Source organism: Gellertiella hungarica, from assembly GCF_014197145.1.
In the GTDB taxonomy this organism is placed as follows: domain Bacteria; phylum Pseudomonadota; class Alphaproteobacteria; order Rhizobiales; family Rhizobiaceae; genus Gellertiella; species Gellertiella hungarica.
The window spans coordinates 388,802-411,527 of record NZ_JACIEZ010000003.1 but is presented as its reverse complement, the minus strand read 5'-3'; the positions used below and the strand labels follow the sequence as shown (position 1 = coordinate 411,527).

The 22,726-nt window shown below is 62.8% G+C and carries 22 protein-coding genes; 17 read left to right on the top strand and 5 right to left on the bottom strand.

Annotation, left to right across the window (positions count from 1 at the left end):
* Positions 1 to 9: 9 nt before the first annotated feature.
* From clpA to GGR23_RS10510, 3 genes are all read left to right on the top strand, one after another.
* Positions 10 to 2,475, top strand: coding sequence for an ATP-dependent Clp protease ATP-binding subunit ClpA (clpA, locus tag GGR23_RS10520; RefSeq protein WP_183366224.1), 2,466 nt, complete (start codon positions 10 to 12; stop codon positions 2,473 to 2,475).
* Between the two features lie 281 nt (positions 2,476 to 2,756).
* Positions 2,757 to 3,488, top strand: a complete 732-nt coding sequence (locus tag GGR23_RS10515; RefSeq protein WP_246365206.1) for an AzlC family ABC transporter permease — start codon at positions 2,757 to 2,759, stop codon at positions 3,486 to 3,488.
* Positions 3,485 to 3,841 carry an AzlD domain-containing protein gene (locus tag GGR23_RS10510; protein ID WP_183366223.1) on the top strand — a complete coding sequence of 119 codons (357 nt, stop codon included), beginning with the start codon at positions 3,485 to 3,487 and terminating at the stop codon, positions 3,839 to 3,841. The genes GGR23_RS10515 and GGR23_RS10510 overlap by 4 nt, the downstream gene beginning before the upstream one ends.
* A gap of 51 nt (positions 3,842 to 3,892) precedes the next feature.
* Here the strand turns inward: GGR23_RS10510 and GGR23_RS10505 are convergent, their stop codons facing one another.
* The 4 genes from GGR23_RS10505 to GGR23_RS10490 are packed head-to-tail and all read right to left on the bottom strand — an operon-like array spanning position 3,893 to position 6,739.
* Positions 3,893 to 4,327, bottom strand: coding sequence for an HIT family protein (locus GGR23_RS10505; protein ID WP_183366222.1), 435 nt, complete (start codon positions 4,325 to 4,327; stop codon positions 3,893 to 3,895).
* Positions 4,328 to 4,365: 38 nt separating this feature from the next.
* Positions 4,366 to 5,553: a GNAT family N-acetyltransferase gene (locus GGR23_RS10500; protein ID WP_183366221.1), complete on the bottom strand. Its 1,188-nt coding sequence runs from the start codon at positions 5,551 to 5,553 to the stop codon at positions 4,366 to 4,368.
* A complete protein-coding gene (locus GGR23_RS10495) occupies positions 5,550 to 6,278 on the bottom strand; it encodes a glycerophosphodiester phosphodiesterase (protein WP_183366220.1) in 729 nt (242 codons plus the stop codon). The genes GGR23_RS10500 and GGR23_RS10495 overlap by 4 nt, the downstream gene beginning before the upstream one ends.
* A complete protein-coding gene (locus tag GGR23_RS10490; RefSeq protein ID WP_183366219.1) occupies positions 6,275 to 6,739 on the bottom strand; it encodes a RidA family protein in 465 nt (154 codons plus the stop codon). The genes GGR23_RS10495 and GGR23_RS10490 overlap by 4 nt, the downstream gene beginning before the upstream one ends.
* Positions 6,740 to 6,960: 221 nt before the next feature.
* On the opposite strand from GGR23_RS10490, the gene GGR23_RS10485 reads away from it, so the two are divergent.
* The 14 genes from GGR23_RS10485 to lpxB all read left to right on the top strand — a co-directional run bounded on the left by GGR23_RS10485 (position 6,961) and on the right by lpxB (position 21,176).
* On the top strand, positions 6,961 to 7,779 hold the full coding sequence (locus tag GGR23_RS10485; RefSeq protein ID WP_183366218.1) for a cell envelope integrity EipB family protein: 819 nt from the start codon (positions 6,961 to 6,963) through the stop codon (positions 7,777 to 7,779).
* Positions 7,780 to 7,967: 188 nt separating this feature from the next.
* The gene (rpsB, locus tag GGR23_RS10480) at positions 7,968 to 8,732 is read left to right on the top strand and encodes a 30S ribosomal protein S2 (RefSeq protein ID WP_183366217.1); all 765 of its coding nucleotides are present in this window, start codon (positions 7,968 to 7,970) and stop codon (positions 8,730 to 8,732) included.
* A gap of 249 nt (positions 8,733 to 8,981) precedes the next feature.
* Positions 8,982 to 9,908 carry a translation elongation factor Ts gene (tsf, locus tag GGR23_RS10475; RefSeq protein ID WP_183366216.1) on the top strand — a complete coding sequence of 309 codons (927 nt, stop codon included), beginning with the start codon at positions 8,982 to 8,984 and terminating at the stop codon, positions 9,906 to 9,908.
* A 120-nt stretch (positions 9,909 to 10,028) separates the two neighbouring features.
* Positions 10,029 to 10,751 (top strand): UMP kinase, encoded by a 723-nt coding sequence (pyrH, locus tag GGR23_RS10470; RefSeq protein WP_183366215.1) that lies wholly within the window; start codon positions 10,029 to 10,031, stop codon positions 10,749 to 10,751.
* Between the two features lie 97 nt (positions 10,752 to 10,848).
* Complete coding sequence (frr, locus tag GGR23_RS10465) at positions 10,849 to 11,409, top strand: ribosome recycling factor (RefSeq protein ID WP_183366214.1); 561 nt, start codon at positions 10,849 to 10,851, stop codon at positions 11,407 to 11,409.
* Between the two features lie 45 nt (positions 11,410 to 11,454).
* Positions 11,455 to 12,198, top strand: coding sequence for an isoprenyl transferase (locus GGR23_RS10460; RefSeq protein WP_183366213.1), 744 nt, complete (start codon positions 11,455 to 11,457; stop codon positions 12,196 to 12,198).
* Entirely contained in the window at positions 12,198 to 13,040 is an 843-nt protein-coding gene (locus tag GGR23_RS10455; RefSeq protein ID WP_183366212.1) for a phosphatidate cytidylyltransferase, read from the top strand. The genes GGR23_RS10460 and GGR23_RS10455 overlap by 1 nt, the downstream gene beginning before the upstream one ends.
* 17 nt (positions 13,041 to 13,057) lie before the next feature.
* Positions 13,058 to 14,191 carry an RIP metalloprotease RseP gene (gene rseP / locus GGR23_RS10450; RefSeq protein WP_183366211.1) on the top strand — a complete coding sequence of 378 codons (1,134 nt, stop codon included), beginning with the start codon at positions 13,058 to 13,060 and terminating at the stop codon, positions 14,189 to 14,191.
* 199 nt (positions 14,192 to 14,390) lie between these two features.
* Positions 14,391 to 16,736 (top strand): outer membrane protein assembly factor BamA, encoded by a 2,346-nt coding sequence (gene bamA / locus GGR23_RS10445; protein ID WP_183366210.1) that lies wholly within the window; start codon positions 14,391 to 14,393, stop codon positions 16,734 to 16,736.
* 51 nt (positions 16,737 to 16,787) lie between these two features.
* Positions 16,788 to 17,849, top strand: a complete 1,062-nt coding sequence (gene lpxD / locus GGR23_RS10440) for a UDP-3-O-(3-hydroxymyristoyl)glucosamine N-acyltransferase (RefSeq protein WP_183366209.1) — start codon at positions 16,788 to 16,790, stop codon at positions 17,847 to 17,849.
* Positions 17,842 to 18,315: a 3-hydroxyacyl-ACP dehydratase FabZ gene (gene fabZ / locus GGR23_RS10435; RefSeq protein WP_183366208.1), complete on the top strand. Its 474-nt coding sequence runs from the start codon at positions 17,842 to 17,844 to the stop codon at positions 18,313 to 18,315. The genes lpxD and fabZ overlap by 8 nt, the downstream gene beginning before the upstream one ends.
* On the top strand, positions 18,312 to 19,127 hold the full coding sequence (gene lpxA, locus GGR23_RS10430; RefSeq protein ID WP_183366207.1) for an acyl-ACP--UDP-N-acetylglucosamine O-acyltransferase: 816 nt from the start codon (positions 18,312 to 18,314) through the stop codon (positions 19,125 to 19,127). The genes fabZ and lpxA overlap by 4 nt, the downstream gene beginning before the upstream one ends.
* A gap of 4 nt (positions 19,128 to 19,131) precedes the next feature.
* Entirely contained in the window at positions 19,132 to 20,010 is an 879-nt protein-coding gene (locus GGR23_RS10425; RefSeq protein WP_343066670.1) for an LpxI family protein, read from the top strand.
* Positions 20,007 to 21,176 (top strand): lipid-A-disaccharide synthase, encoded by a 1,170-nt coding sequence (gene lpxB, locus GGR23_RS10420; RefSeq protein ID WP_183366205.1) that lies wholly within the window; start codon positions 20,007 to 20,009, stop codon positions 21,174 to 21,176. The genes GGR23_RS10425 and lpxB overlap by 4 nt, the downstream gene beginning before the upstream one ends.
* A gap of 32 nt (positions 21,177 to 21,208) precedes the next feature.
* On the opposite strand, the gene gltA is transcribed toward lpxB, so the two are convergent.
* Positions 21,209 to 22,498 (bottom strand): citrate synthase, encoded by a 1,290-nt coding sequence (gene gltA / locus GGR23_RS10415; RefSeq protein ID WP_183366204.1) that lies wholly within the window; start codon positions 22,496 to 22,498, stop codon positions 21,209 to 21,211.
* Positions 22,499 to 22,726: the final 228 nt, after the last annotated feature.

Below are 22,726 nucleotides of genomic sequence, written 5' to 3'. Positions count from 1 at the left end.
GATCTGAACGTGCCAACATTTTCTCCTAGTCTGGAAAAGGCGCTGCACCAGGCCCTGACCTATGCAAACGAGCGGCACCACGAATATGCCACTCTCGAGCATTTGCTGCTGGCGCTGATGGACGATCCCGACGCGGCCGCCGTCATGGGAGCCTGCAATGTCGATTTCGACGCGCTGCGGAAAACGCTGACTGCCTATGTGGACAACGAGCTTTCCAACCTGGTGACGGGATACGACGAGGATTCCAAGCCCACATCCGGTTTCCAGCGCGTCATCCAGCGTGCCGTCATTCACGTGCAGTCGTCGGGCCGGGAAGAAGTGACCGGGGCCAATGTCCTGGTTGCCATCTTCGCGGAGCGTGAAAGCCATGCGGCCTATTTCCTGCAGGAGCAGGAAATGACCCGCTACGATGCGGTGAATTTCATCTCCCACGGCATCGGCAAGCGTCCGGGCTCGTCCCAGGTCCGCACCCCGCGCGGGGCGGAAGAGGGCGAGAGCGAATCCAAGCCGAGCCGCGAGCAGGACGAAGGAAGCGCCAAGAAGACATCCGAGGCGCTCAAGGCCTACTGCGTCAACCTCAACGAGAAGGCCAAGAACGGCAAGATCGATCCGCTCATCGGCCGTCACGACGAGGTAAACCGTACGATCCAGGTGCTGTGCCGCCGCTCGAAGAACAACCCGCTCTATGTGGGCGATCCGGGCGTGGGCAAGACGGCGATTGCCGAGGGTCTGGCCAAGCGCATCATCGAAAAGAAGGTGCCCGAGGCCCTTCAGGACGCCACGATCTTCTCGCTCGACATGGGCACGCTGCTGGCCGGTACCCGCTATCGCGGCGACTTCGAAGAGCGGCTCAAGCAGGTGGTGAAGGAACTCGAGGAATATCCGGGCGCCGTGCTCTTCATCGACGAGATCCATACCGTCATCGGTGCCGGTGCCACCTCCGGCGGCGCCATGGACGCTTCGAACCTGCTGAAGCCGGCGCTCTCGTCAGGAGCGATCCGCTGCATCGGTTCGACCACCTACAAGGAATACCGCCAGTTCTTCGAGAAGGACCGGGCGCTTGTCCGGCGCTTCCAGAAGATCGACGTCAACGAGCCTTCGATTCCCGATGCCATCGAAATCATGAAGGGGCTCAAGCCCTACTTCGAGGAGTATCACAAGCTCCGCTATTCGAACGAGGCGATCAAGACCGCGGTGGAACTCTCGGCCCGCTACATCTCCGATCGGAAGCTGCCCGACAAGGCGATCGACGTGATCGACGAAACCGGTGCCGCACAGATGCTGCTGCCCGCCTCCAAGCGGCGCAAGCTGATCACCGAGAAGGAAATCGAGGCCACGATCGCCACCATGGCTCGCATTCCGCCGAAGACCGTCTCCAAGGATGACGAGCAGGTGCTCGCCAACCTCGAGAAGGACCTGCGCTCGGTGGTCTACGGTCAGGACAAGGCCATCGAGGCGCTCGCGACCTCGATCAAGCTTGCCCGTGCGGGCCTGCGCGAACCGAACAAGCCCATCGGCTGCTACGTCTTCTCCGGCCCCACGGGCGTCGGCAAGACGGAAGTCGCCAAGCAGCTTGCAAGCTCGCTCGGCGTGGAACTGCTCCGCTTCGACATGTCTGAATACATGGAGCGGCACACGGTTTCCCGCCTGCTCGGGGCGCCTCCCGGCTATGTCGGCTTCGATCAGGGCGGCCTGCTTACCGATGGTGTCGACCAGCATCCGCACAGCGTGGTTCTGCTGGACGAAATCGAGAAGGCGCATCCCGACATCTTCAACATCCTGCTGCAGGTCATGGATCATGGCTCGCTGACGGACCACAACGGCAAGAAGATCGATTTCCGCAACGTGATCCTGATCATGACCACGAATGCGGGCGCGTCGGAAATGCAGAAGGCTGCCATCGGCTTCGGTTCGTCCAAGCGAACCGGCGAAGATACGGAAGCACTCAACCGGCTGTTCACGCCGGAATTCCGCAACCGTCTCGATGCAACCATCGCCTTCGCGCCGCTGCCGACGGAAGTGATCCACAAGGTGGTCCACAAGTTCGTCATGCAGCTGGAAACCCAGCTCTCCGAGCGCAACGTCACCTTCGACGTGAAGCCGGATGCGGTCGAATGGCTGGCTACCCGCGGCTACGACGAGAAAATGGGCGCCCGGCCTCTGGCTCGCGTCATCCAGGAGCACATCAAGAAGCCGCTCGCCGAGGAAATCCTTTTCGGCAAGCTCAAGAAGGGCGGCGTCGTGCATGTCTCCACCGGTCCCGATTCGGATGGCAAGACCGGCCTTGTTCTGGTTTCCGAACCCGACACGGCCCCCGTCAAGCCGAAGCCCGAAGCCGAGGTGGCAAGCCCGAAATCGGCCCGCGCCCGCAAGAAGCAGGCCGAACTCGTCACCGCCGAGGCGCCTTCCGTTACGGAAGAGCCGTCACCCAAGGCGAAGCGCAGTTCGGTGCCGAAGGTGCCCAAGAAGAAATGACCTCAAGGCGGCCCTCCGGGGCCGCCTTTTTCATTGGCGGCGACACTGTCTGCCGGGTAGCGCGCGGCCAGCTCCTCTGTTGGCAGGCGAGCTTTTGGGTGTGTGGTTCCCTCTCGCCGAAATGATGCCGGGACATCTCCCCGGGCAAAGGGCAGTCCATCACAGTCGACCACACGCCCGGCATCGCCCACACGGCTCCGCACATTCCCTGTTGCGATGCGAAACACCGGAGCGTAGGGTCCGGCGACACCCAATCCAGAGAAGCACAATCCCCCGCAGCCATGACCGAAGACATGCATGATCGCGCCGAAGCATGGCGCTGGTTCTGGCGGGGTGTGGCGCAGGTCGCTACCATCCCGTCGCTCATCCTGATGTTTGCCTTTGTCGGCTTTGCCGGGCTTTGCCGCGATGCCGGCTTCACCCTGGCCGAGACCGTTTTCATGGCCGGAACGATATGGGCGCTGCCGGCGAATGTGGTGCTGGTGGGCGCGGTTCTGTCGAAGGCGTCGATCGTCACGGCGGCGCTGTCGGTGGCGTTGTCCTCCATCCGGCTGCTGCCCATGGCGGTGGCGATCCTGCCCGAGATGCGCACCCCGAAGACGCGCAAGCTGACGCTGTACCTGCTCTCCCATTTCGTGGCGATCACTGCCTGGGTCATGGCGCTCGAACGGTTCCGGGTCATCCCGAAAACCTGCCGGACCGCATTTTTCGGCGGCATGGGCGGGACATTTCTGGTGGTCAACCTCGTGCTGGTGGCTGTTACCTTCGAGATCGCGGACCGGCTGCCGCCACTGCTTGCGGCGGCGCTTATCTTCATCACGCCACTCTACTTCCTGTTCTCCCTGTGGGGCTCCGCGCGGGAGCGTGAAAGCCACTTCGCCATGGGCATCGGGCTGGCGCTGACCCCCGTCTTCCACTGGCTGGCACCGGAGATGGACATCCTGCTGACGGGCATAACCGGCGGCATTCTCGCCTATGGCGCGGGCTGGCTGGCGCGGAGGGGCAGGACATGAGCTTCACCTCCATCGATCACCCCTGGTGGCCCTTCGTCTTCATCCTGCTGGCAGGGTGGCTGCCGACGGATATCTGGCGCTTCATGGGCGTCTGGCTCGCAGGCCACATCAGCGAGGAAAGCCCGTTCCTCGTCTTCGCCCGAACCCTGGCGACCGCGCTGGTGGCAGCGGTCATCGCCAAGCTCGTGCTCTACCCGGAAGGCGTGCTGGCGGCATCGCCCATCGGGTTGCGCATTGCGGCCATGGTGCTTGGCTTCGCGGTCTATCTGAAGGCGGGGCGGAAGGTCTATCGCGGCGTCATTGCCGGGGAGGCGCTTCTGGTCGGTGGCCTCTGGTGGATGGGCCAGGTCTGACGCGGAAGAGCGCCCGCGCCCTGGGGCGCGGGGCAGAGGTGGCGGTGGCGGTCAGGAATTGCCAAGGGCAGCGCGGATCTTTTCCGCATGGGCGGCAAGCACGGCGCCGTCTTCCATCTTGCCGCCATGCGGCTTCAGCCCAGCTCCCTCGTGGCGTGGAATGACATGGAAATGCAGGTGAAACACCGTCTGGCCTGCCGCAGGCTCGTTGAACTGCGCAATGAACACGCCATCCGCCTCGAAGGCTTCCTTCACGGCATTGGCGAGCTTCTGGACGACGGGGATGGTGCGGGAGAGAACCGCCGGATCGGCATCCAGCAGATTGCGCGATCCCTCGCGCGGAATGACCAGCACGTGGCCGGGCGCCTGTGGCATGACATCCATGAAGGCAATGGTGTGCTCGTCCTCGTAGACACGCACCGAAGGAATCTCGCCCCTCAGGATCTTCGCAAAAATGTTGTTCTTGTCGTAATCCGGGCTCGGCATCGGCCTCTCCTTGTTCGCGCGGTCACCTGCCGGTGACATCAGTCTTCCTGTTGCCGCTCTCCCTTGCGGAAGGGCGTATGTTCGCTGAGAATCTCTGCCATCTCGGCCACCTGTTCCCGCTCCTGCTCGAGATAATCCGCAACGGCGCGGCGAAGTCCGGGATGGGTCAGGTCATGTACTGAATGGGTGGTCACGGGAACGTAGCCGCGCGCGAGCTTATGCTCGCCCTGCGCTCCGGCCTCGACCCGCTTCAGGCCCTTTGAGAGGGCGAAATCGATCGCCTGATGATAGCACACCTCGAAATGCAGGAAGGGGTGATCCTCGATGCAGCCCCAGTGCCGGCCGTAAAGTGCCTCCTCGCCGATGAAATTGATCGCGCCGGCGATGTAGCGACCGCCCCGCTTGGCCATGACCAGCAGGATATCGTCTGCCATCCGCTCGCCGATCAGCGAATAGAACTGGCGGGTGAGATAGGGGCGGCCCCACTTCCGGCTGCCGGTATCCATGTAGAAGGCGAAGAACTGGTCCCAGATATCCTCCGTGAGGTCCTTTCCGGTGAGCCAGTCGATCGTGATGCCGTTTTCCAGCGCGGCGCGCCGTTCCTTCTTCAGTGCCTTGCGCTTGCGCGAGGCCAGTGTCTCGAGGAAGGCGTCGTGGTTCTCGTAGCCCTCGTTCAGGAAATGGAACTGCTGGTCTGTCCGGTGAAGATAGCCCTCGTCGAGAAAGACGGCGAGGTCCTCCTCGTTGACGAAGGTGGCATGGGCGGAGGAAACGCCGAGCTTGCGGGCAATCTCCTTCAGCCCGGCGGCCAGTGCATGCCGGCCGGCCACAGCCGTTTCCCCGGGGCGAACCAGAAGACGCGGCCCGGTCGCGGGCGTGAAGGGCACAGACACCTGCAGCTTGGGATAGTAGCGTCCGCCGGCCCGCTCAAAGGCATCTGCCCAACCGTGATCGAATACATATTCGCCCTGGCTGTGGCTTTTCAGGTAGCAGGGCAGGGCACCGAGAAGGTCGCCCCTGTCATTTTCGAGCAGCAGGTGATGGGGCATCCAGCCCGTTCGGGCCGTCGCCGAACCCGATTCCTCCAGTGCAGACAGAAAGGCGTGAGAGACAAAAGGATTATAGGCACCATCCCCACCGCGCATCGCTCCCGAAAGTCGGCCCCAGCCCTCGGGGTCGACTTCGGAAAAAGAACGGATGGCGCGGATGGTATAGTCTTCGCTCATGCAGTGGCGGTCGCCCGTGGATCGAATCCCTCGAATGTTATCTGATCCGCATGGGCATAACTATGGCTGGCGCCCGTGTCATTTCGCACCGTCCAGGTGATCACGGGAATGCCCCTTTGTCTCTGTGCGGTGACAAAGCTGTTCGGCAGGTGCTCATAGGCGTAGGAAATGAAATCCAGACCCAGATGCATCGCTTCGTCGTGAGCGAAGAACTCCTCCGGCCTGGTCCCCTCGGCCGTCAGTCCCACGGGATAGGGCGCGTCCAGCTCCTTCAGGTCCTTGAGCAGCCAAACGTCGAAGCTCATCAGCGCGACCGGCCCTTCGTAGCCTTCGAGCACCTCGAGCACGGAAGCTGCGAAGCCGTCGTCGTCATCCTTGCGACCCTTGAGCTCGAGAACCAGCGGAACCCTGCCGGCGGTCAGATCCAGAAGCTGCTTCAGCGTCGGCACCCGGTCGGCCGTGCCGCCCACCGAAAGCAGTGCAAGCTCGGCGGAGGTCCGCTGGCGCACATCGCCCCGGATCTTGCAAAGCCGCTCCATGTCGTCGTCATGGAATACGACGGGCACGCCATCGGAAGCGTATTGAAGGTCGCATTCGATGGCAAAGCCGCCATCGATTGCCCGCCGGAAGGCGGACAGGGTGTTTTCCCACACCTCCCGGTTCGAATCGTGCAGGCCCCGATGGGCAATGGGGGTCGCGGTCAGCCAGGCGATGTTCTTGCTCATGCGATTTCAATCACGGCATCGATTTCGACAGCGGCGTTCAGTGGCAGGGAAGCCATGCCGACAGCGGCGCGCGCATGCTTGCCCGGCTCGCCAAGAACACTGGCGATCAGGTTGGACGCGCCGTTCATGACGAGATGCTGTTCGACGAAGTTCGGCATGGACGCCACGAAGCCGTTCAGCTTCACGATGCGCTTGATGCGCGAGAGATCGCCGAGCGCCGCCTGCGCCTGCGCGAGGATGTTGATGGCGCACAGCTCGGCTGCACGCTGTCCGCGTGCCACGTCGACGTCGCGACCGAGAAGCCCCGTCACGGCAACGGCGCCGTTCTCGATCGGCAGCTGGCCGGAGAGATAGAGCATGTTGCCCGATATGACGTAGGGGACGTAGTTCGCTGCCGGTGCCGCGGCCTGGGGCAGCGTGATCCCCAGCTCCTTGAGGCGCGCCTGGATGGAATCGGACATGAAAAGGCTCCTGTTGAGTGGTCCATGGCAGGGAGCGGCGGATGCCGCCTGCCCGCATGGGGCTTGCAATTCGGATTCGATTTAAAGAAGAGATTATGACGCGCTTCAAGTGTCAGGGCGTTCACGGCGCGTCATAAAGTGATATGGAATGCCCTGAACCGCTGCTGGCCGAGCCGGCGCTTGCATGCGCAGGGCCCGCCCTGCGGAACGGGAGAGAGTGTATGTTCCGGTCGCGCCTCGCCGCCGTACTGATCGTCACCGCGATGGCATCGCCTGTTGCCGCAGCCGCCGGGCAGCCCGAAGACCTGGTGCCGCACCGTGCCGTCTACGATCTGACACTCAGGGAAGCCAACGAGCGCGCCGGTATTGCGGGCATCTATGGCCGGATGGTCTATGAGTTCAGGGGATCGGCCTGCGCCGGCTACACCACCAATTTCCGCTTCGTGACGCAGATCGATACGGGCGAGGAAAAGCGCCTCTCGGACCAGCAGACGACCACCTACGAAGACCTCAACAGCCGCACCTTTCGCTTCAACACCAAGTCCTTCACCGACCAGCAGCTGGACAAGGAAGTGTCCGGCGATGCGGTCGAGCGGGCAGGGCGCATCAAGGTCTCGCTGGAGCGGCCGGACAAGCGCGAGGTTGACCTCGATGGCGGACGCTTTCCGACAGAGCACATGATGGATGTGCTGAAAAGCGCCCGCGAGGGGAAGTTCCTGTTCGAATCGCGCATTTTCGATGGCAGCGACACTGCCGATCAGACACTCCTGGCCACAACCGTGATCGGGAAGCCCGGCAAGGCTGCGGGGGACGATCCGGAGCTGGCCCATGCTAGCCCGCTCGCCGGCAGCGAGTTCTGGCCGGTGACGATCGCCTATTTCAACGAGGGCAAGGCCGCCGACGCACCGCCTATATACCGCATGGCCTTCAAGCTCTACGGCAATGGCGTCATTCGCGACCTGACCATGGATTACAGCGACTATGTGCTGAACGGGAAGCTCACGAAGCTCGACATCCTGCCGCCGGACGCCTGCAAGTAGGCAGCGCGGCGCCGTAAAAATCGGCACCGGCCCTTGCAATTTGGGCAGTTCGGCGATAAGGGCAGCGCATTCCACACGCGGGGTTGGGGATGTCAGGGAGAAATCCTGATGTTTCCGCCGGTGGTCCGGTCCGGAAGGGCAGGACTGTTCACCCCGTGGAGGTTCAACCGGAAAAAGGAGTTAGAGGCATGGCATTGCCCGATTTCACCATGCGCCAGCTGCTCGAAGCAGGCGTCCACTTCGGCCACCAGACGCACCGCTGGAACCCGAAGATGAAGCCGTACATCTTCGGCGACCGCAACAATATCCACATCATCGACCTCGCCCAGACGGTTCCGATGCTGTCGCGCGCCCTGCAGGTCGTATCCGACACCGTTGCCCGTGGCGGCCGCGTTCTGTTCGTCGGCACGAAGCGTCAGGCTTCCGACATCATCGCTGACGCTGCCAAGCGTTCGGCCCAGTACTACGTCAACTCCCGCTGGCTCGGCGGCATGATGACCAACTGGAAGACGATCTCGAACTCGATCCAGCGCCTGCGCAAGCTCGACGAGATCCTGAACTCCGAAGCCTCCGGCTTCACCAAGAAGGAGCGTCTGAACCTGGAGCGCGAGCGCGAGAAGCTGGAAAAGGCTCTCGGCGGTATCCGCGACATGGGCGGCACCCCGGACCTGATGTTCATCATCGACACCAACAAGGAAAAGATCGCGATCGACGAAGCCAAGCGCCTCGGCATCCCGGTCGTCGCCATCATCGACTCGAACTGCGATCCCGATGCGATCGACTTCCCGATCCCCGGCAACGACGACGCTTCGCGCGCCATCTCGCTCTACTGCGACCTGATCGCCCGCGCGGCCATCGACGGTATCGCACGCCAGCAGGGCGCTGCAGGCCGTGACATCGGCGCCTCCGCCGAAGCTCCGGTCGAGCCGGCTCTGGAAGAAGCAAACGCCTGATCGGCGTGATCCTGGCCGGGCGGGCAACCGCCCGGTTCAGAACGGAATGTGGTTGGGGCCGTTGCGACAGATGAGTTCAGCGGCCTTCGCCATTTCAGGGGCGGGCCTTTCCCGCACCCGGGAGCGCTCCGGGCTCCAGTTCCCGTGATGTTTCATCACGATGTTACAATTCAGGGGGATAGCTCCCCATCCTTCGAGGTGCCCGCTCCGCTTGAGGCCGGCGCCGTTTGAACCGACAAGAGGCAGACAATGAGCAACGTAACTGCGGCAATGGTAAAGGACCTGCGCGAAAAGACCGGCGCAGGCATGATGGACTGCAAGAAGGCGCTGGCCGAGACCAATGGCGACATGGAAGCCGCCATCGACTGGCTGCGCGCCAAGGGCATCGCCAAGGCTGACAAGAAGTCCGGCCGCACCGCTGCCGAAGGCCTGATCGGCATTGCTTCCGCCGGCAACAAGGCCGTTGTCGTCGAAGTCAATTCCGAAACCGACTTCGTTGCCCGTAACGATGCCTTCCAGGACCTCGTCCGCGGCGTTGCAAACGTTGCTCTCGGCACTGACGGCACCGTCGACGCCATCTCGGCTGCGACCTACCCGTCCTCCGGCAAGTCCGTTGCCGACACCATCAAGGACGCCATCGCCCATATCGGCGAAAACATGAACCTGCGCCGCTCTGCCGCTCTTTCGGTCGATGAAGGCGTGGTCGCCACCTACATCCACAACGGCGTTGCAGACGGCCTCGGCAAGCTCGGCGTTCTCGTCGCGCTGAAGTCCACCGGCGACAAGGAAGCCCTGAACGCCATCGGCCGCCAGGTTGCCATGCACGTTGCAGCAACCAGCCCGCTCGCCCTGCGTCCGGAAGACGTCGACGCCGCCGTTGCCGAGCGCGAGCGCAACGTGTTCATCGAGCAGTCCCGCGCTTCGGGCAAGCCGGACAACATCATCGAGAAGATGGTCGAAGGCCGCATGCGCAAGTTCTTCGAGGAAGTCGCCCTGCTGTCGCAGGCCTTCGTCATGAACCCCGACCTGACCGTTGCTGCTGCCGTCAAGGAAGCTGAAAAGTCTGTCGGCGCACCGATCGAGGTTGTCGGCATGGCCCGCCTGCTTCTCGGCGACGGCATCGAAAAGGAAGAAACCGACTTCGCAGCCGAAGTTGCCGCAGCCGCCAAGGGCTGATGCATGGCATGGGCCGGATGAGGCGAATGCCTTAACCGGACGCTGGAAAAACAGGGGGCATCGCGTGACAACGCGGTGCCCTTCGTGTATCGGGCATTCGATGAACCACAAGGAGAAACCATGACGGCCCAACCTGTATACAAGCGCGTTCTTCTGAAGGCTTCCGGCGAAGCTCTGATGGGCAGCCAGGGTTTCGGGATCGATGTGGCGGTTGCGGACAGGATTGCCTCCGATATCGCCAGGGCGCGGCGTATGGGTGTCGAAGTGGGCGTCGTCGTGGGCGGCGGGAACATCTTTCGCGGCGTGGCCGTCGCATCCAAGGGCGGCGATCGGGTGACCGGCGACCACATGGGCATGCTGGCGACCGTGATCAATGCGCTTGCGCTTGCCACATCGCTGCGCAAGCTCGACATCGACACGGTGGTGCTCTCGGCAATCGCCATGCCGGAAATCTGCGAAAGCTTTTCCCAGCGCGCCACGCTGCATCATCTTTCTCTCGGCCGCGTGGTGATCTTTGCCGGCGGCACGGGCAATCCCTTCTTCACGACGGATTCCGCCGCAGCGCTTCGCGCCGCCGAAATGGGCGCCGAGGCGATCTTCAAGGGTACCCAGGTCGACGGCATCTATTCCGCCGACCCGAAGAAGGTGCCGGATGCCACCCGCTTCGACAAGCTGACCCACAGCGAGGTGCTCGAGAAGGGCCTGGCTGTGATGGACGTCGCTGCCGTCGCGCTCGCCCGCGAAAACGCCATTCCGATCATCGTTTTCTCCATCCACGAGGAGGGCGGCTTCGTCGATATCCTCAATGGCGGTGGACGCAAGACGATCGTTACGGATAACTGAGCCTCTCGATGACCATTCCGGGCGATGCATAATCGCCCAACCCGCCGCAAGGCAGCGCCCGTCCGGGCCAAGGACAGATCAAGCACGGAGTTGACCAATGAGTGATGGTGTTGACCTCAAGGAACTGAAGCGCCGCATGGATGGCGCCATTTCCGCCTTCAAGAGCGATATCGCGTCGCTGCGTACCGGCCGCGCCTCGGCCAACATTCTCGATCCGATCACGGTCGAAGCCTACGGTTCGCGCGTTCCGCTGAACCAGGTATCGAACATCAGCGTGCCGGAAGCCCGCATGCTTTCCGTATCGATCTGGGACAAGTCGATGGTCTCCGCCGTCGAGCGCGCCATCCGCGAATCCCACCTCGGGCTGAACCCGATCGTCGACGGCCAGAACCTGCGCATTCCGCTGCCGGAGCTCAACGAGGAGCGCCGCAAGTCGCTGGTCAAGGTTGCGCATGAATACTCCGAAAAGGCCAAGGTTGCGATTCGCCACGTGCGCCGCGATGGCATGGACACGCTGAAGAAGTCCGAAAAGGACGGCGTGATCGGCCAGGACGACAGCCGCAGCCTCTCGGAAAAGGTGCAGAAGATGACCGACGAGTCGATTGCCGACATCGATCGCTTGCTTGCGGACAAGGAAAAGGAAATCATGCAGGTCTGATTTCGGTTTTCCGGAATCATCCTGCTGTATCATGACGGATACCCCATGGCCGACCCTAGCAACACCAACGTGCCCCGGCATGTTGCAATCATCATGGATGGCAACGGCCGCTGGGCACGTGCGCGTGGCCTGCCGCGCACCATGGGGCACAAGAAGGGCGTGGAGGCAGTCCGCGAGGTCGTGCGGGCTGCTGGCGACATCGGCATTTCCTACCTCACGCTCTTTGCCTTCTCCTCGGAGAACTGGCGTCGTCCGGAAGCGGAGGTAACGGACCTGATGGGCCTGCTGAAGGCCTTCATCCGGCGCGACCTTGCCGACCTGCATCGCGAGAACGTCCGCATCCGCATCATCGGCGAGCGCGAAAACCTGCGCAGCGACATCCTCCCGCTTCTGCTCGAGGCGGAGGAAACCACGAAGGCGAATACCGCGCTGACGCTGGTGATCGCCTTCAACTATGGCTCGCGCGATGAAATTTCCCGTGCCATGCGTGCGATCGGCCGGCGTATCGCGGCCGGGGAGATAGCACCGGAAGCGGTGACGCCCGAGCTGATCGACGCTCATCTGGATACCGCCGGCATTCCGGATCCCGATCTCATCATCCGCACCAGCGGCGAGGAGCGCCTGTCCAACTTCCTGCTGTGGCAGGCCGCCTATTCGGAGCTTGTCTTCGTTCCCGAGTACTGGCCGGATTTCGACCGGGACCTTTTCCTGAAAACGCTTGAAAAATTTGCGGGCAGGGAGCGCCGTTTCGGCGGCCTGACGCCGGCCTCGATCCTTGCGGGTGAGTGATGAGTGAAGAACTGCGTCTGCGGATCCAGTCGGGCATCGTGATGGCGGCTGGCGTGCTGTTGGCCACCTGGCTCGGCGGCTTCGCCTTCCGGCTGCTGGCAGTGGCCATCGGACTTCTCGTCTTCTGGGAGTGGTCCACCATGACGCGCCTCCGGGAGGCGGACCGGGTGGGTTTTGCCTTGGCATGGGCCTCCCAGGCCATCCTGGCAGTTGCGATCCTCTTCGGCTTTCTCTCCTTCGCAAGCGCACTGCTTCTTGCCTTCACGCTGCTTGCCGTTGCCTACATGGCGATGCGCAAGGGGACGGGCTGGCTTCCCGGCGGCGTGGTGTATGCCGGACTTTCCGCTCTGTCGCTGGCCTCCATCCGGGGCAGTGACGGAACCGGGCTGAAGGCGATGCTCGTTCTCTTCACCATCGTCTGGGCCACGGACATTCTTGCCTATTTCGTGGGACGCGCCATCGGCGGGCCCAAGCTTGCGCCGCGCATTTCGCCGGGCAAGACCTGGTCCGGTGCAGCCGGCGGAACCGCCGCCGCCCTCGTTCTCGGCCTTTTGGCCGTTTCTCTTGCGGGCGGTTCGGCCAATCTCCATACCGGGGCCCTGATCGTCGTGCTGTCCGTATTCAGCCAGGTGGGCGACCTCTTCGAGAGCTTCATCAAGCGGCGATTCGGCGTGAAGGACTCCAGCAGGCTCATCCCCGGGCATGGCGGCGTTATGGACCGGGTCGACGGGCTTGTTTTCGCCTGCTTTGCGGCGTTTCTTCTTTCCAGCGTGGCCCATGCCTTCTCAAGCTGCGCGCAATGTTCGGTCGGCACATTCCTTCTCGGATTGAGCCCTCTCTAATTTAGGGATAACAGAGAATGACGGCTTTGGCAGGACTCTTTGGCTCCGTGACTGGCGAGATCGTGCCGTTCATCCTGATTCTGTCGCTGCTCGTCTTCGTTCACGAAATGGGTCACTACCTCGTTGGCCGCTGGTCGGGGATCGGCGTGTCGGTCTTCTCCATCGGCTTCGGTCCCGAGCTGATCGGCCGGACGGATCGCCATGGCACGCGATGGAAGATATCGCTCATTCCGCTGGGCGGTTACGTGAAGTTCTACGGTGACGAGGACGCCGCAAGCCGGCCCGATCTTCAGAAAATCGAGGGGCTTTCGCCCGAGGAGCGGGGGCGCACATTCGCCGGCGCAACGCTTGGCCGCCGTGCGGCAACGGTTGCCGCAGGGCCGATCGCGAATTTCCTGCTCGCCATCGTCATCTTCGCCACGCTCTTCTCCATCTACGGCCGACCGGTCGCCGATCCTGTGGTGGCCAGCGTCGCTCCGGCCAGTGCCGCAGAGCGGGCAGGGGTAAAGCCGGGTGACCTGCTGCTCGCCATAGACGGCAATCCCGTCCAGACCTTCGAGGACGTGCGCCGTTACGTGAGCGTCCGGCCGGAAATCCCGATGACGATCTCCCTCAGGCGGGACGGCGCGACTGTCGATGTCGCCATCACGCCCGAGCGGAAGGAAATCACCGACGGCTTTGGAAACAAGACCGAGGTCGGACAGATCGGCATCCTGACCGACGACAAGGCCGGCAAGTTCCGCATGGTGCAGTATTCGGTACCGGAAGCGGTGGTTCAGGGCACCCGCGAGTGCTGGAATATCGTGACGAGCACCTTCAGCTATCTCGGCAGCGTGATTACGGGCCACATGAAGGCCGACCAGCTGGGAGGTCCGATCCGGGTGGCCCAGGCATCGGGACAGATGGCCTCGATCGGCGTATCCGCTCTACTTCAGCTTGCAGCCGTTCTGTCCGTGTCCATCGGTCTTCTGAACCTGATGCCCATTCCGGTGCTCGACGGAGGCCACCTGTTTTTCTACGCGGTGGAGGCGGTGCGGGGACGCCCGCTCGGCCCCCGGACGCAGGAGATCGCCTTCCGCATCGGCTTCGCTATCGTATTGACTTTGATGGTCTTTACCACATGGAACGACATTACTGCCCGCTTTGGATAAAGCGGGAAGATGATTGCTTCGCTTTAACCGTTCATTTACGATAAAGAGAAGCTTGCGTGGCCGATCCGTCACGCTTCGGGATGAAGTAAACAGAAATTAACGCCCGCCCTTGCTTGTATGGGAAAAGCGGGTAAAACGGCACACGTGACCGGAGTCGGGTGACGGGCTCAGGGGCAACGTAAAAAAGGTAAGAAGTGAAATGAAGGCTGGTTCAAAGTTCTTGAACGCAGTATCGGCGGTCGCGCTGTCTGCAAGTGTTGTTGCTTCCGGTGCAGGTGTGGCTACGCTGGCTTCCGCAACCGCTGCCGAGGCGGCCGTGGTCAAGCGGATCAACGTACAGGGCGCAACGCGCGCCGGTGCCGATACGGTTCGTGCGAATATCGATATCGTCCCCGGCAAGAGCTTCACGAGCGCGGATGTCGACTCGTCTGTCCGCCGCCTTTACGCAACCGGCTTCTTCTCCGACGTGAAGATCAGCGTTTCCGGTGGCACGCTCAACGTGACCGTGGCCGAGAACGGCCTGATCAACGAAGTCGTGTTCAACGGCAACCGCAAGATCAAGGATGAAAAGCTTCAGGGCATCGTGCAGACCCGCTCCATGGGTCCGATGAACGAGGCGACGATCCAGTCCGATATCCAGACGATCAAGGACGCCTATGCTGCCATCGGCCGTTCCGACGTCACCGTCACCACCCAGACCTATCCGGTCGGCGACGGCCGCGTGAACCTGGCCTTCGTGATCAACGAGGGTGAGCGCACCAAGATCAACGCCATCAATTTCGAAGGCAACAACGCCTATAGCGACGGTCGCCTGCAGTCGGTCATCAACACGAAGGAATCGAACTTCCTCTCGTGGCTGACCCGCCGTGACGTTTATGGCGAAGACAAGCTGCGTGCCGACGAGGATGCGCTGCGCCAGTTCTACTTCAACCACGGCTATGCCGACTTCAAGGTCGTGTCCTCCGAGGCCGTCCTCGATCCGGCTACCAACCAGTACACCATCAACTTCGTCGTCGATGAAGGCCCGCGCTATACCTTCGGCAACATCAATGTCGAATCGACGGTTGAAGGCGTGAACGCCGAAGACCTGCAGGGTCTCGTCGAAACCCGCTCGGGCGCCAACTACAGCGCCAAGGATGTCCAGAAGACGATGGACGCGATCTCCAAGCGCGTCGCTTCCGCCGGCTATCCCTTTGCCCGCGTCACGCCGCGCGGCAACCGCGACTTCCAGAACAACACCATCGGCGTTGACTACCTGGTGGATCAGGGTGAGCGCGCCTATGTCGAGCGCATCGAAATCCGCGGCAACACCCGCAGCCGCGATTACGTGATCCGCCGCGAGTTCGATCTTTCCGAAGGCGATGCATTCAACCAGGAAATGATTTCGCGCGCCAAGCGCCGCCTCGAGGCTCTGGGTTACTTCTCGTCGGTCAACGTCAGCACGCAGCAGGGCAGCGCCCCCGACCGCGTCGTGATCGTTGTCGACGTCGCCGACCAGCCGACCGGTTCGTTCGGCGTCGGTGCCGGTTACACCACCGGTGACGATGGCGGCTTCACCGTCGAAGCATCTGTCGAAGAGAAGAACTTCCTCGGCCGCGGCCAGTTCATCCGCATTGCCGCCGGTGGTGGCGCGGACAACGCCCGCAGCTACAGCCTGTCGTTCACCGAGCCCTACTTCCTCGGCTACCGACTGGCTGCCGGCTTCGACATCTTCAAGAACAACACCTCGCGCAACACCTACTACGATTATTCGGAGCAGGGCGTGACGCTGCGTGTGACGGCGCCGATCACGGAAGAGCTGGCAACGACCTTCCGCTACAATTACAAGGAATTCGACTACGGCGGTCGCGGCGACTGGAACAACGACGGCAACCTGGCCCCTGCCTATCAGGATCTGATCGATGGCAGCCCGTGGACCCAGTCTTCGATCTCCCAGACGCTCACCTACAACTCGCTGGACGAGCAGAACATTCCGCATGAAGGCATCTATGCCCAGTTCACGCATGAATATGCGGGTCTCGGCGGCGACTCCGACTACTACAAGCTCTACGGCAAGTTCCGTTACTACCAGACCCTCTCCGACGAGATGGATCTGATCGGCTCGATCACGCTCGCCGCCGGCCACGTGATCGCGACGGGTGACTCGCTGAACGTCTTCGACCAGTTCCGCATCGGTGGCCGTGAAATCCGCGGCTTCGAATCCGCCGGCATCGGTCCGCGCGACAGCCGCACGGGCGACTCGCTCGGTGGCACGACCTACTTCACCGCCTCGGCTGAAGCGTCGTTCCCGCTGCCGGGCATCCCGCAGGACCTCGGCCTGCGCGGCGTGCTGTTCGCAGATGCCGGCACGCTCTATGGCAACGAAGTCGCCAATGGCGCTAACGCCGTCGTCGGTACCGACTCGGCCATGCGTGCATCGGTCGGCGCAAGTATCGTCTGGGCTTCGCCCTTCGGTCCGCTCCGCGTCGATTACGGTGTTCCGGTCGTGAAGGAAGAATTCGACAAGGAACAGCGTTTCCGCTTTGGCATTTCGAACCAGTTCTGATATCGGCATTCCAGACTTGCGGGCATCATATCCGTACTGGAGCAATTGCTGATGGAATTTTCGCCATTCTTTCCGCCCCATGCGGGGGTCACTCTTTCAGAGCTGGCCTCCCGGATCGGGGCGGAACTCTTGGATCCCTCTCAGGGTGATCGCATGATCCGGAGCGTCGCTCCGGTAAGCCGGGGCAGAGACGGCGATCTCTGCTACCTGCTGTCCCGCCGGCACAAGGACGAGCTGGAAACCTGTCAGGCTTCCGCCATCCTCTGCGACAAGGCGCTTCAATCGCTCGTTCCCCCGCACATACCCGTTTTGCTGGCGCCGAAGCCCCAGACCGCCTTTGCGGTGGCTGGTGCGCTGCTTCACCCGAATGCCATGCGTCCTGATCCGGTTCTTTGCGAGTCCGGGATTTCCGAGCGCGCCGTTGTCGATCCTTCGGCCCGGCTCGAGGACAATGTGCATGTCGAAGCGCTGGCCGTGATCGGAGCGAACGCAGAAATTGGCTCAGGAACCCGTATTGGTGCAGGCGCCGTCATCGGCGCCGGCGTAAAGATCGGGCGCGATTGCACCATCGCCGCAGGCGCCAGCGTTCTGTGCGCCTATATCGGCAACCACGTGATTATCCATAACGGCGCGCGCATCGGCCAGGACGGCTTCGGTTATGCACCCGGCCCGCGGGGCATGATCAAGATCGTCCAGATCGGCCGGGTCATCATCCAGGACCACGTCGAGATCGGTGCGAACACGACAGTCGACCGCGGCACCATGGATGATACGGTGATCGGCGAGGGCACGAAGATCGATAACCAGGTCCAGATCGGGCACAACGTCCGCATCGGCCGTCATTGCGGCATTGTCAGCAAGGTGGGTATCGCCGGCAGCACGAAGATCGGCGATGGCGTCATGATCGGCGGCGCGGTCGGCATCAATGGACATATCACCATCGGCGATGGCGCACAGATCGCGGCCATGAGCGGTGTGGTGGCGGATGTGCCGCCGGGCGAGCGCTATGGCGGCGTGCCGGCCCGGCCGATGAAGGACTTCCTGCGGGATGTGGCGGAGATGACAGCCCGTTCCGCAAGCCGCAACAAGAAGACGGGGGAAAAGAATGACTGACGAGAGCAAGGCCCAGCTGGGCGCGGCCGATATCCTGGAGATCATGAAGCTCCTGCCGCACCGCTATCCCTTCCTTCTGGTCGACAAGATCGTGGATATCGACGGCGACGAAAGCGCAGTCGGCATCAAGAACGTTACTGCCAACGAGCCGCATTTCACCGGCCACTTCCCGGAATCGCCGATCATGCCGGGCGTGCTGCTGATCGAGGGCATGGCCCAGACAGCCGGCGCCATCTGCGCCCGCAAGCAGGGGCAGGGCGGTAACCTCGTCTATTTCATGACGATCGACAACGCGCGCTTCCGCAAGCCCGTGGTCCCGGGCGACCGCGTGGAGTACCATGTGACCAAGCAGAAGCAGCGCGGCAATATCTGGAAATTCCATTGTGACGCCAAGGTCGACGGTGCGCTCGTCGCGGAGGCTGACATCGGCGCGATGATCGTCCGCCAGGACAAGGACAAGGCATGAGCACGATAGCTGCAAGCGCCCGGATCCACCCGCTATCCGTCATCGAGGACGGCGCGGTGATCAGCGAGAACTGCGTCATCGGCCCGTTCTGCCATGTCGGCCCGAAGGTGGTGCTGAAGGATCGGGTGGAACTGATGACCCATGTGGTCGTCACCGGCCGCACCGTGATCGGCTCTGGCTGTCGCATGTTCCCGAATGCCGTGATCGGTGGCGATCCCCAGAGCGTGCATCACGAGGGCGAGGAAACGACGCTCACCGTTGGCGACAACTGCACCTTCCGCGAGGGCGTGACGGTCAACACCGGCACGACCGGCGGCGGTGGCAAGACGGTCATCGGCAACAACAACCTCTTCCTGGCCAACTCCCATGTGGCCCATGATTGCATCCTCGGCAACCATATCATCATGTCCAACAACGTGATGCTCGCCGGCCATGTGATCGTCGAGGACAGGGTGATCATGGGCGGCGGCTCTGCCGTCCACCAGTTCACCCGCATAGGGCGCCAGGCCTTCATCGGCGGCCTTTCGGCGGTCAGCTACGACGTCATCCCCTATGGCATGCTGAATGGCAACCCGGGCGTGCTGAGCGGCCTCAATGTCGTTGGCATGACCCGCGCAGGTATCGAACGCTCGGTGATCCACACCGTTCGCCGTGCCTACAAGGCCATCTTCGAGGGTCCGGAATCCGTACGCGCCAATGCCGCCGCAGTTCGCGACGACTATCTTGATTGCCCGCAGGCGCTGGAGATCTTCGATTTCATCGCAGCCGAGAGCGACCGCGCACTTTCCTCGCCCAACCGGGGCAAGGTCTGAGCCGGTGGGCACGGGCGCCGATATCGCCAAAGGCCGCCTCGGCATCATAGCCGGGAGCGGCCTTTTGCCTGTCTATGTGGCCGATGCTGCCCGCCGCGCGGGTGAGAAACCACTGATCATTGCCCTCAAGAACGAGAGCGACAGCCGCTTCGAGGGCTTCGAGCGCGTCGAGATCGGCGTGGGCGACATGGCGGGGCTGAGAGCGGCACTGGCGCGCGGGCCGGTGGACCGGGTCGTACTCTCGGGCGGGGTCAAGCGCCGGCCGGAGTGGCGCGAGATCAAGCCGACCTTCGCAACGCTCCTGAAGGTGCCGGCCGTGGTCCGCACGCTTCTCTCGGGCGGCGACGATACGGTCCTGCAAATGGTGATCCGCCTGATCGAGGCCCACGGGGCTACCGTCATCGGCGCCCATCAGGTTGCGCCCGATCTGGTTTCCGATCTCGGGCCGATGGGCAGGGTCAGGCCATCGGACGAGGATGTCAGGGATATTGTCCGCGCGGCAGAGGCAGCGACAGCGCTCGGCGCACTGGATGTGGGGCAGGGCGCCGTCTCCGTCGGCGGGCGCATCGTCGCGCTGGAAGGCGTCGAAGGCACCGATCGCATGCTCGCCCGCGTGGCCGAGCTCAGGGACGAAGGCCGCATTTCCGCTCGCAGGAAGGGCGTCCTCGTGAAGATGTGCAAGCCGACGCAGGACATGCGGGCCGACCTGCCGACTGTCGGGCGTTCCACCATACTCAATGCTGCACGCGCCGGGCTTGCCGGCGTTGCGGTCGAAGCAGGTCGGGCCCTGGTACTCGAACGGGAGGCGATGATGGCCGCGGCGGATGAGACCGGGCTCTTCATCTGTGGAATCGACCGTGGCCTGGAGGGGCTTGGCCTATGACGAAACCGCTGAAAATCGGCGTCGTCGCCGGCGAAGTCTCGGGCGATCTGCTGGGCGCCGATCTCATTTCTGCCCTTAAGACCATGACGGACCGGCCCGTGGAGCTCGTCGGCGTCGGCGGCGACGGGTTGAAGGCGGAGGGCCTTATCTCCTTCTTCGATCACGCCGAACTCTCGATCATGGGCTTTACCCAGGTGATCCAGCGTCTGCCGCAGCTCCTCAAGCGCATAAGGGAAACCGCCGATCGCCTCGCCGCGGCAAACCCCGATCTGCTGCTCGTCATCGACAGCCCTGATTTCACCCACCGCGTGGCCAAGCGCTTCCGGAAGGTGCGGCCGGGAACGCCGGTCATGAAATACGTATGCCCGAGCGTCTGGGCCTGGAAAGAGCACCGGGCCCCGGCCATGCGCGCCTTCGTCGACCATGTCCTGGCGCTGCTGCCCTTCGAGCCCGCCGTCATGCAACGGCTTGAAGGTCCGCCAACGACCTTCGTCGGGCATCGGCTGACGGCGGATGCCAATCTCCTTGGCGTGCGGGAAGCGCGAGCCAACCGTGCGACAATCGGTGCTGAAAAGACCATCCTGCTGCTACCCGGTTCCCGTGGATCGGAGGTCAGGCGCCTGCTGCCACTCTTCCGCGATGTGGTGGATAGCCTCGTGGAACGCAACGGACCGGTACGCTTCCTGCTGCCGACCGTGCCGCGCATGGAATCGACCGTGCGCGAGATCACGGAAGACTGGGCGATCCGTCCTGAAATCAGCGCCGATCCCGCCTTCAAGTGGGATGCCTTTGGACGGGCGGATGCGGCACTCGCCGCATCGGGAACCGTCATCCTCGAGCTTGGCCTTGCAGGGGTTCCCGCCGTGTCCGTCTACAAGACCGACTGGCTGATCAAGCTCGTCACGGACCGGATCAAGATCTGGAGCGGCGCTCTGCCGAACCTGATTGCCGACTATGTGATCGTGCCGGAATACTTCAACGAACAGATCCGCGCCGGCAGCCTCGTGCGCTGGATGGAACGCCTTTCGAACGACACGCCGGAGCGGGCCGCCATGCTGGAAGGGTTTGCCGAGGTCTGGAGGCGCATGGATAGGCCCGAGCCCCCCGGGGTGACCGGTGCCCGCATTCTGCTCGATCTCGCAAACAAAAAACCCGGCCATCACTGACCGGGTTTTTTCTTGTCTGGTCTTGCCGCCGCTCAGCGCTTGGCGAGCGGCACGTAATCGCGCTGCGGAGCGCCGGTGTAAAGCTGGCGCGGGCGGCCGATGCGCTGCTGCGGGTCCTCGATCATCTCGTTCCACTGGGCGATCCAGCCGACCGTACGGGCAAGGGCAAAGAGCACGGTGAACATGGTGGTGGGGAAGCCGAGCGCGCGCAGCGTGATGCCGGAGTAGAAGTCCACGTTCGGGTAGAGCTTCTTTTCCTTGAAGTATTCGTCGTTGAGCGCGATCTTTTCCAGCTCGAGGGCAACCTGCATCAGCGGGTCATCGGAATGGCCGGTGGCTTCCAGCACTTCATACATGGTCTTCTGCATGATGCGGGCGCGCGGATCGTAGTTCTTGTAGACGCGGTGGCCGAAGCCCATCAGGCGGAACGGATCGTTCTTGTCCTTGGCGCGGGCGATGTATTCCGGAATGCGGTCGACCGAACCGATTTCCTGCAGCATGTTGAGCGCCGCCTCGTTCGCGCCGCCATGGGCAGGACCCCAGAGGCAGGCAATACCGGCTGCAATGCAGGCGAACGGGTTTGCACCCGAGGAACCCGCGAGGCGGACCGTCGAGGTGGAGGCGTTCTGCTCGTGGTCGGCATGGAGGATGAAGATGCGATCCATGGCGCGGGCCAGAACCGGGTTCACCACATATTCCTCGCAGGGAACGGCAAAGCACATGCGCAGGAAGTTCGCGGCATAATCCAGGTCGTTCTTCGGATAAACGAAGGGCTGGCCGACGTGGTACTTGTAGGCCATCGCGGCGATCGTCGGCATCTTCGCGATCATGCGCAGCGATGCGACCATGCGCTGGTGCGGATCGGTGATGTCGGTGGAGTCGTGATAAAAGGCGGAAAGCGCGCCGACGGTGCCCACCATGACGGCCATGGGATGGGCGTCGCGGCGGAAGCCGGTGAAGAAGCGCGACATCTGCTCGTGCACCATCGTGTGATGGGTCACGCGGTAGTCGAAGTCCTTCTTCTGGGCAGCGGTCGGCAGCTCGCCGTAAAGCAGCAGGTAGCAGACTTCGAGAAAGTCGCCGTTCTCTGCCAGCTGTTCGATCGGGTAGCCGCGATGCAGAAGAATGCCTTCGTCGCCGTCGATATAGGTGATCTTCGATTCGCAGGACGCGGTCGAGGTGAAGCCCGGGTCGTAGGTAAAGGCACCGGTGTTCTTGTAGAGCGTCCCGATGTCGATCACGCTCGGGCCGATCGTGCCCTGCTTGACCGGCAGGTCCACGGATTTGCTACCCAGCGCCAAAGAAGCGTTCTTATCAGTCATGCTGTCCTCCGAATGCCCGGGCGCCGCCCGGCGCCATATGGGTTAGTCTGATAAACGTGCAGCCCGGAACGCGTCCCGTCAGAGCCGGCGGAACGCGCCCCTGCCTATTCCTTTTGCAGGCCCTTGCCCAACCCTTTCGGGAAGGCGGACCCGTCTTGATCGAATGCCGAACAGGTCATGGTCTCTGCATCGCGAATTGTGCAGCGCATGGTAGACCCTTCTGCAATG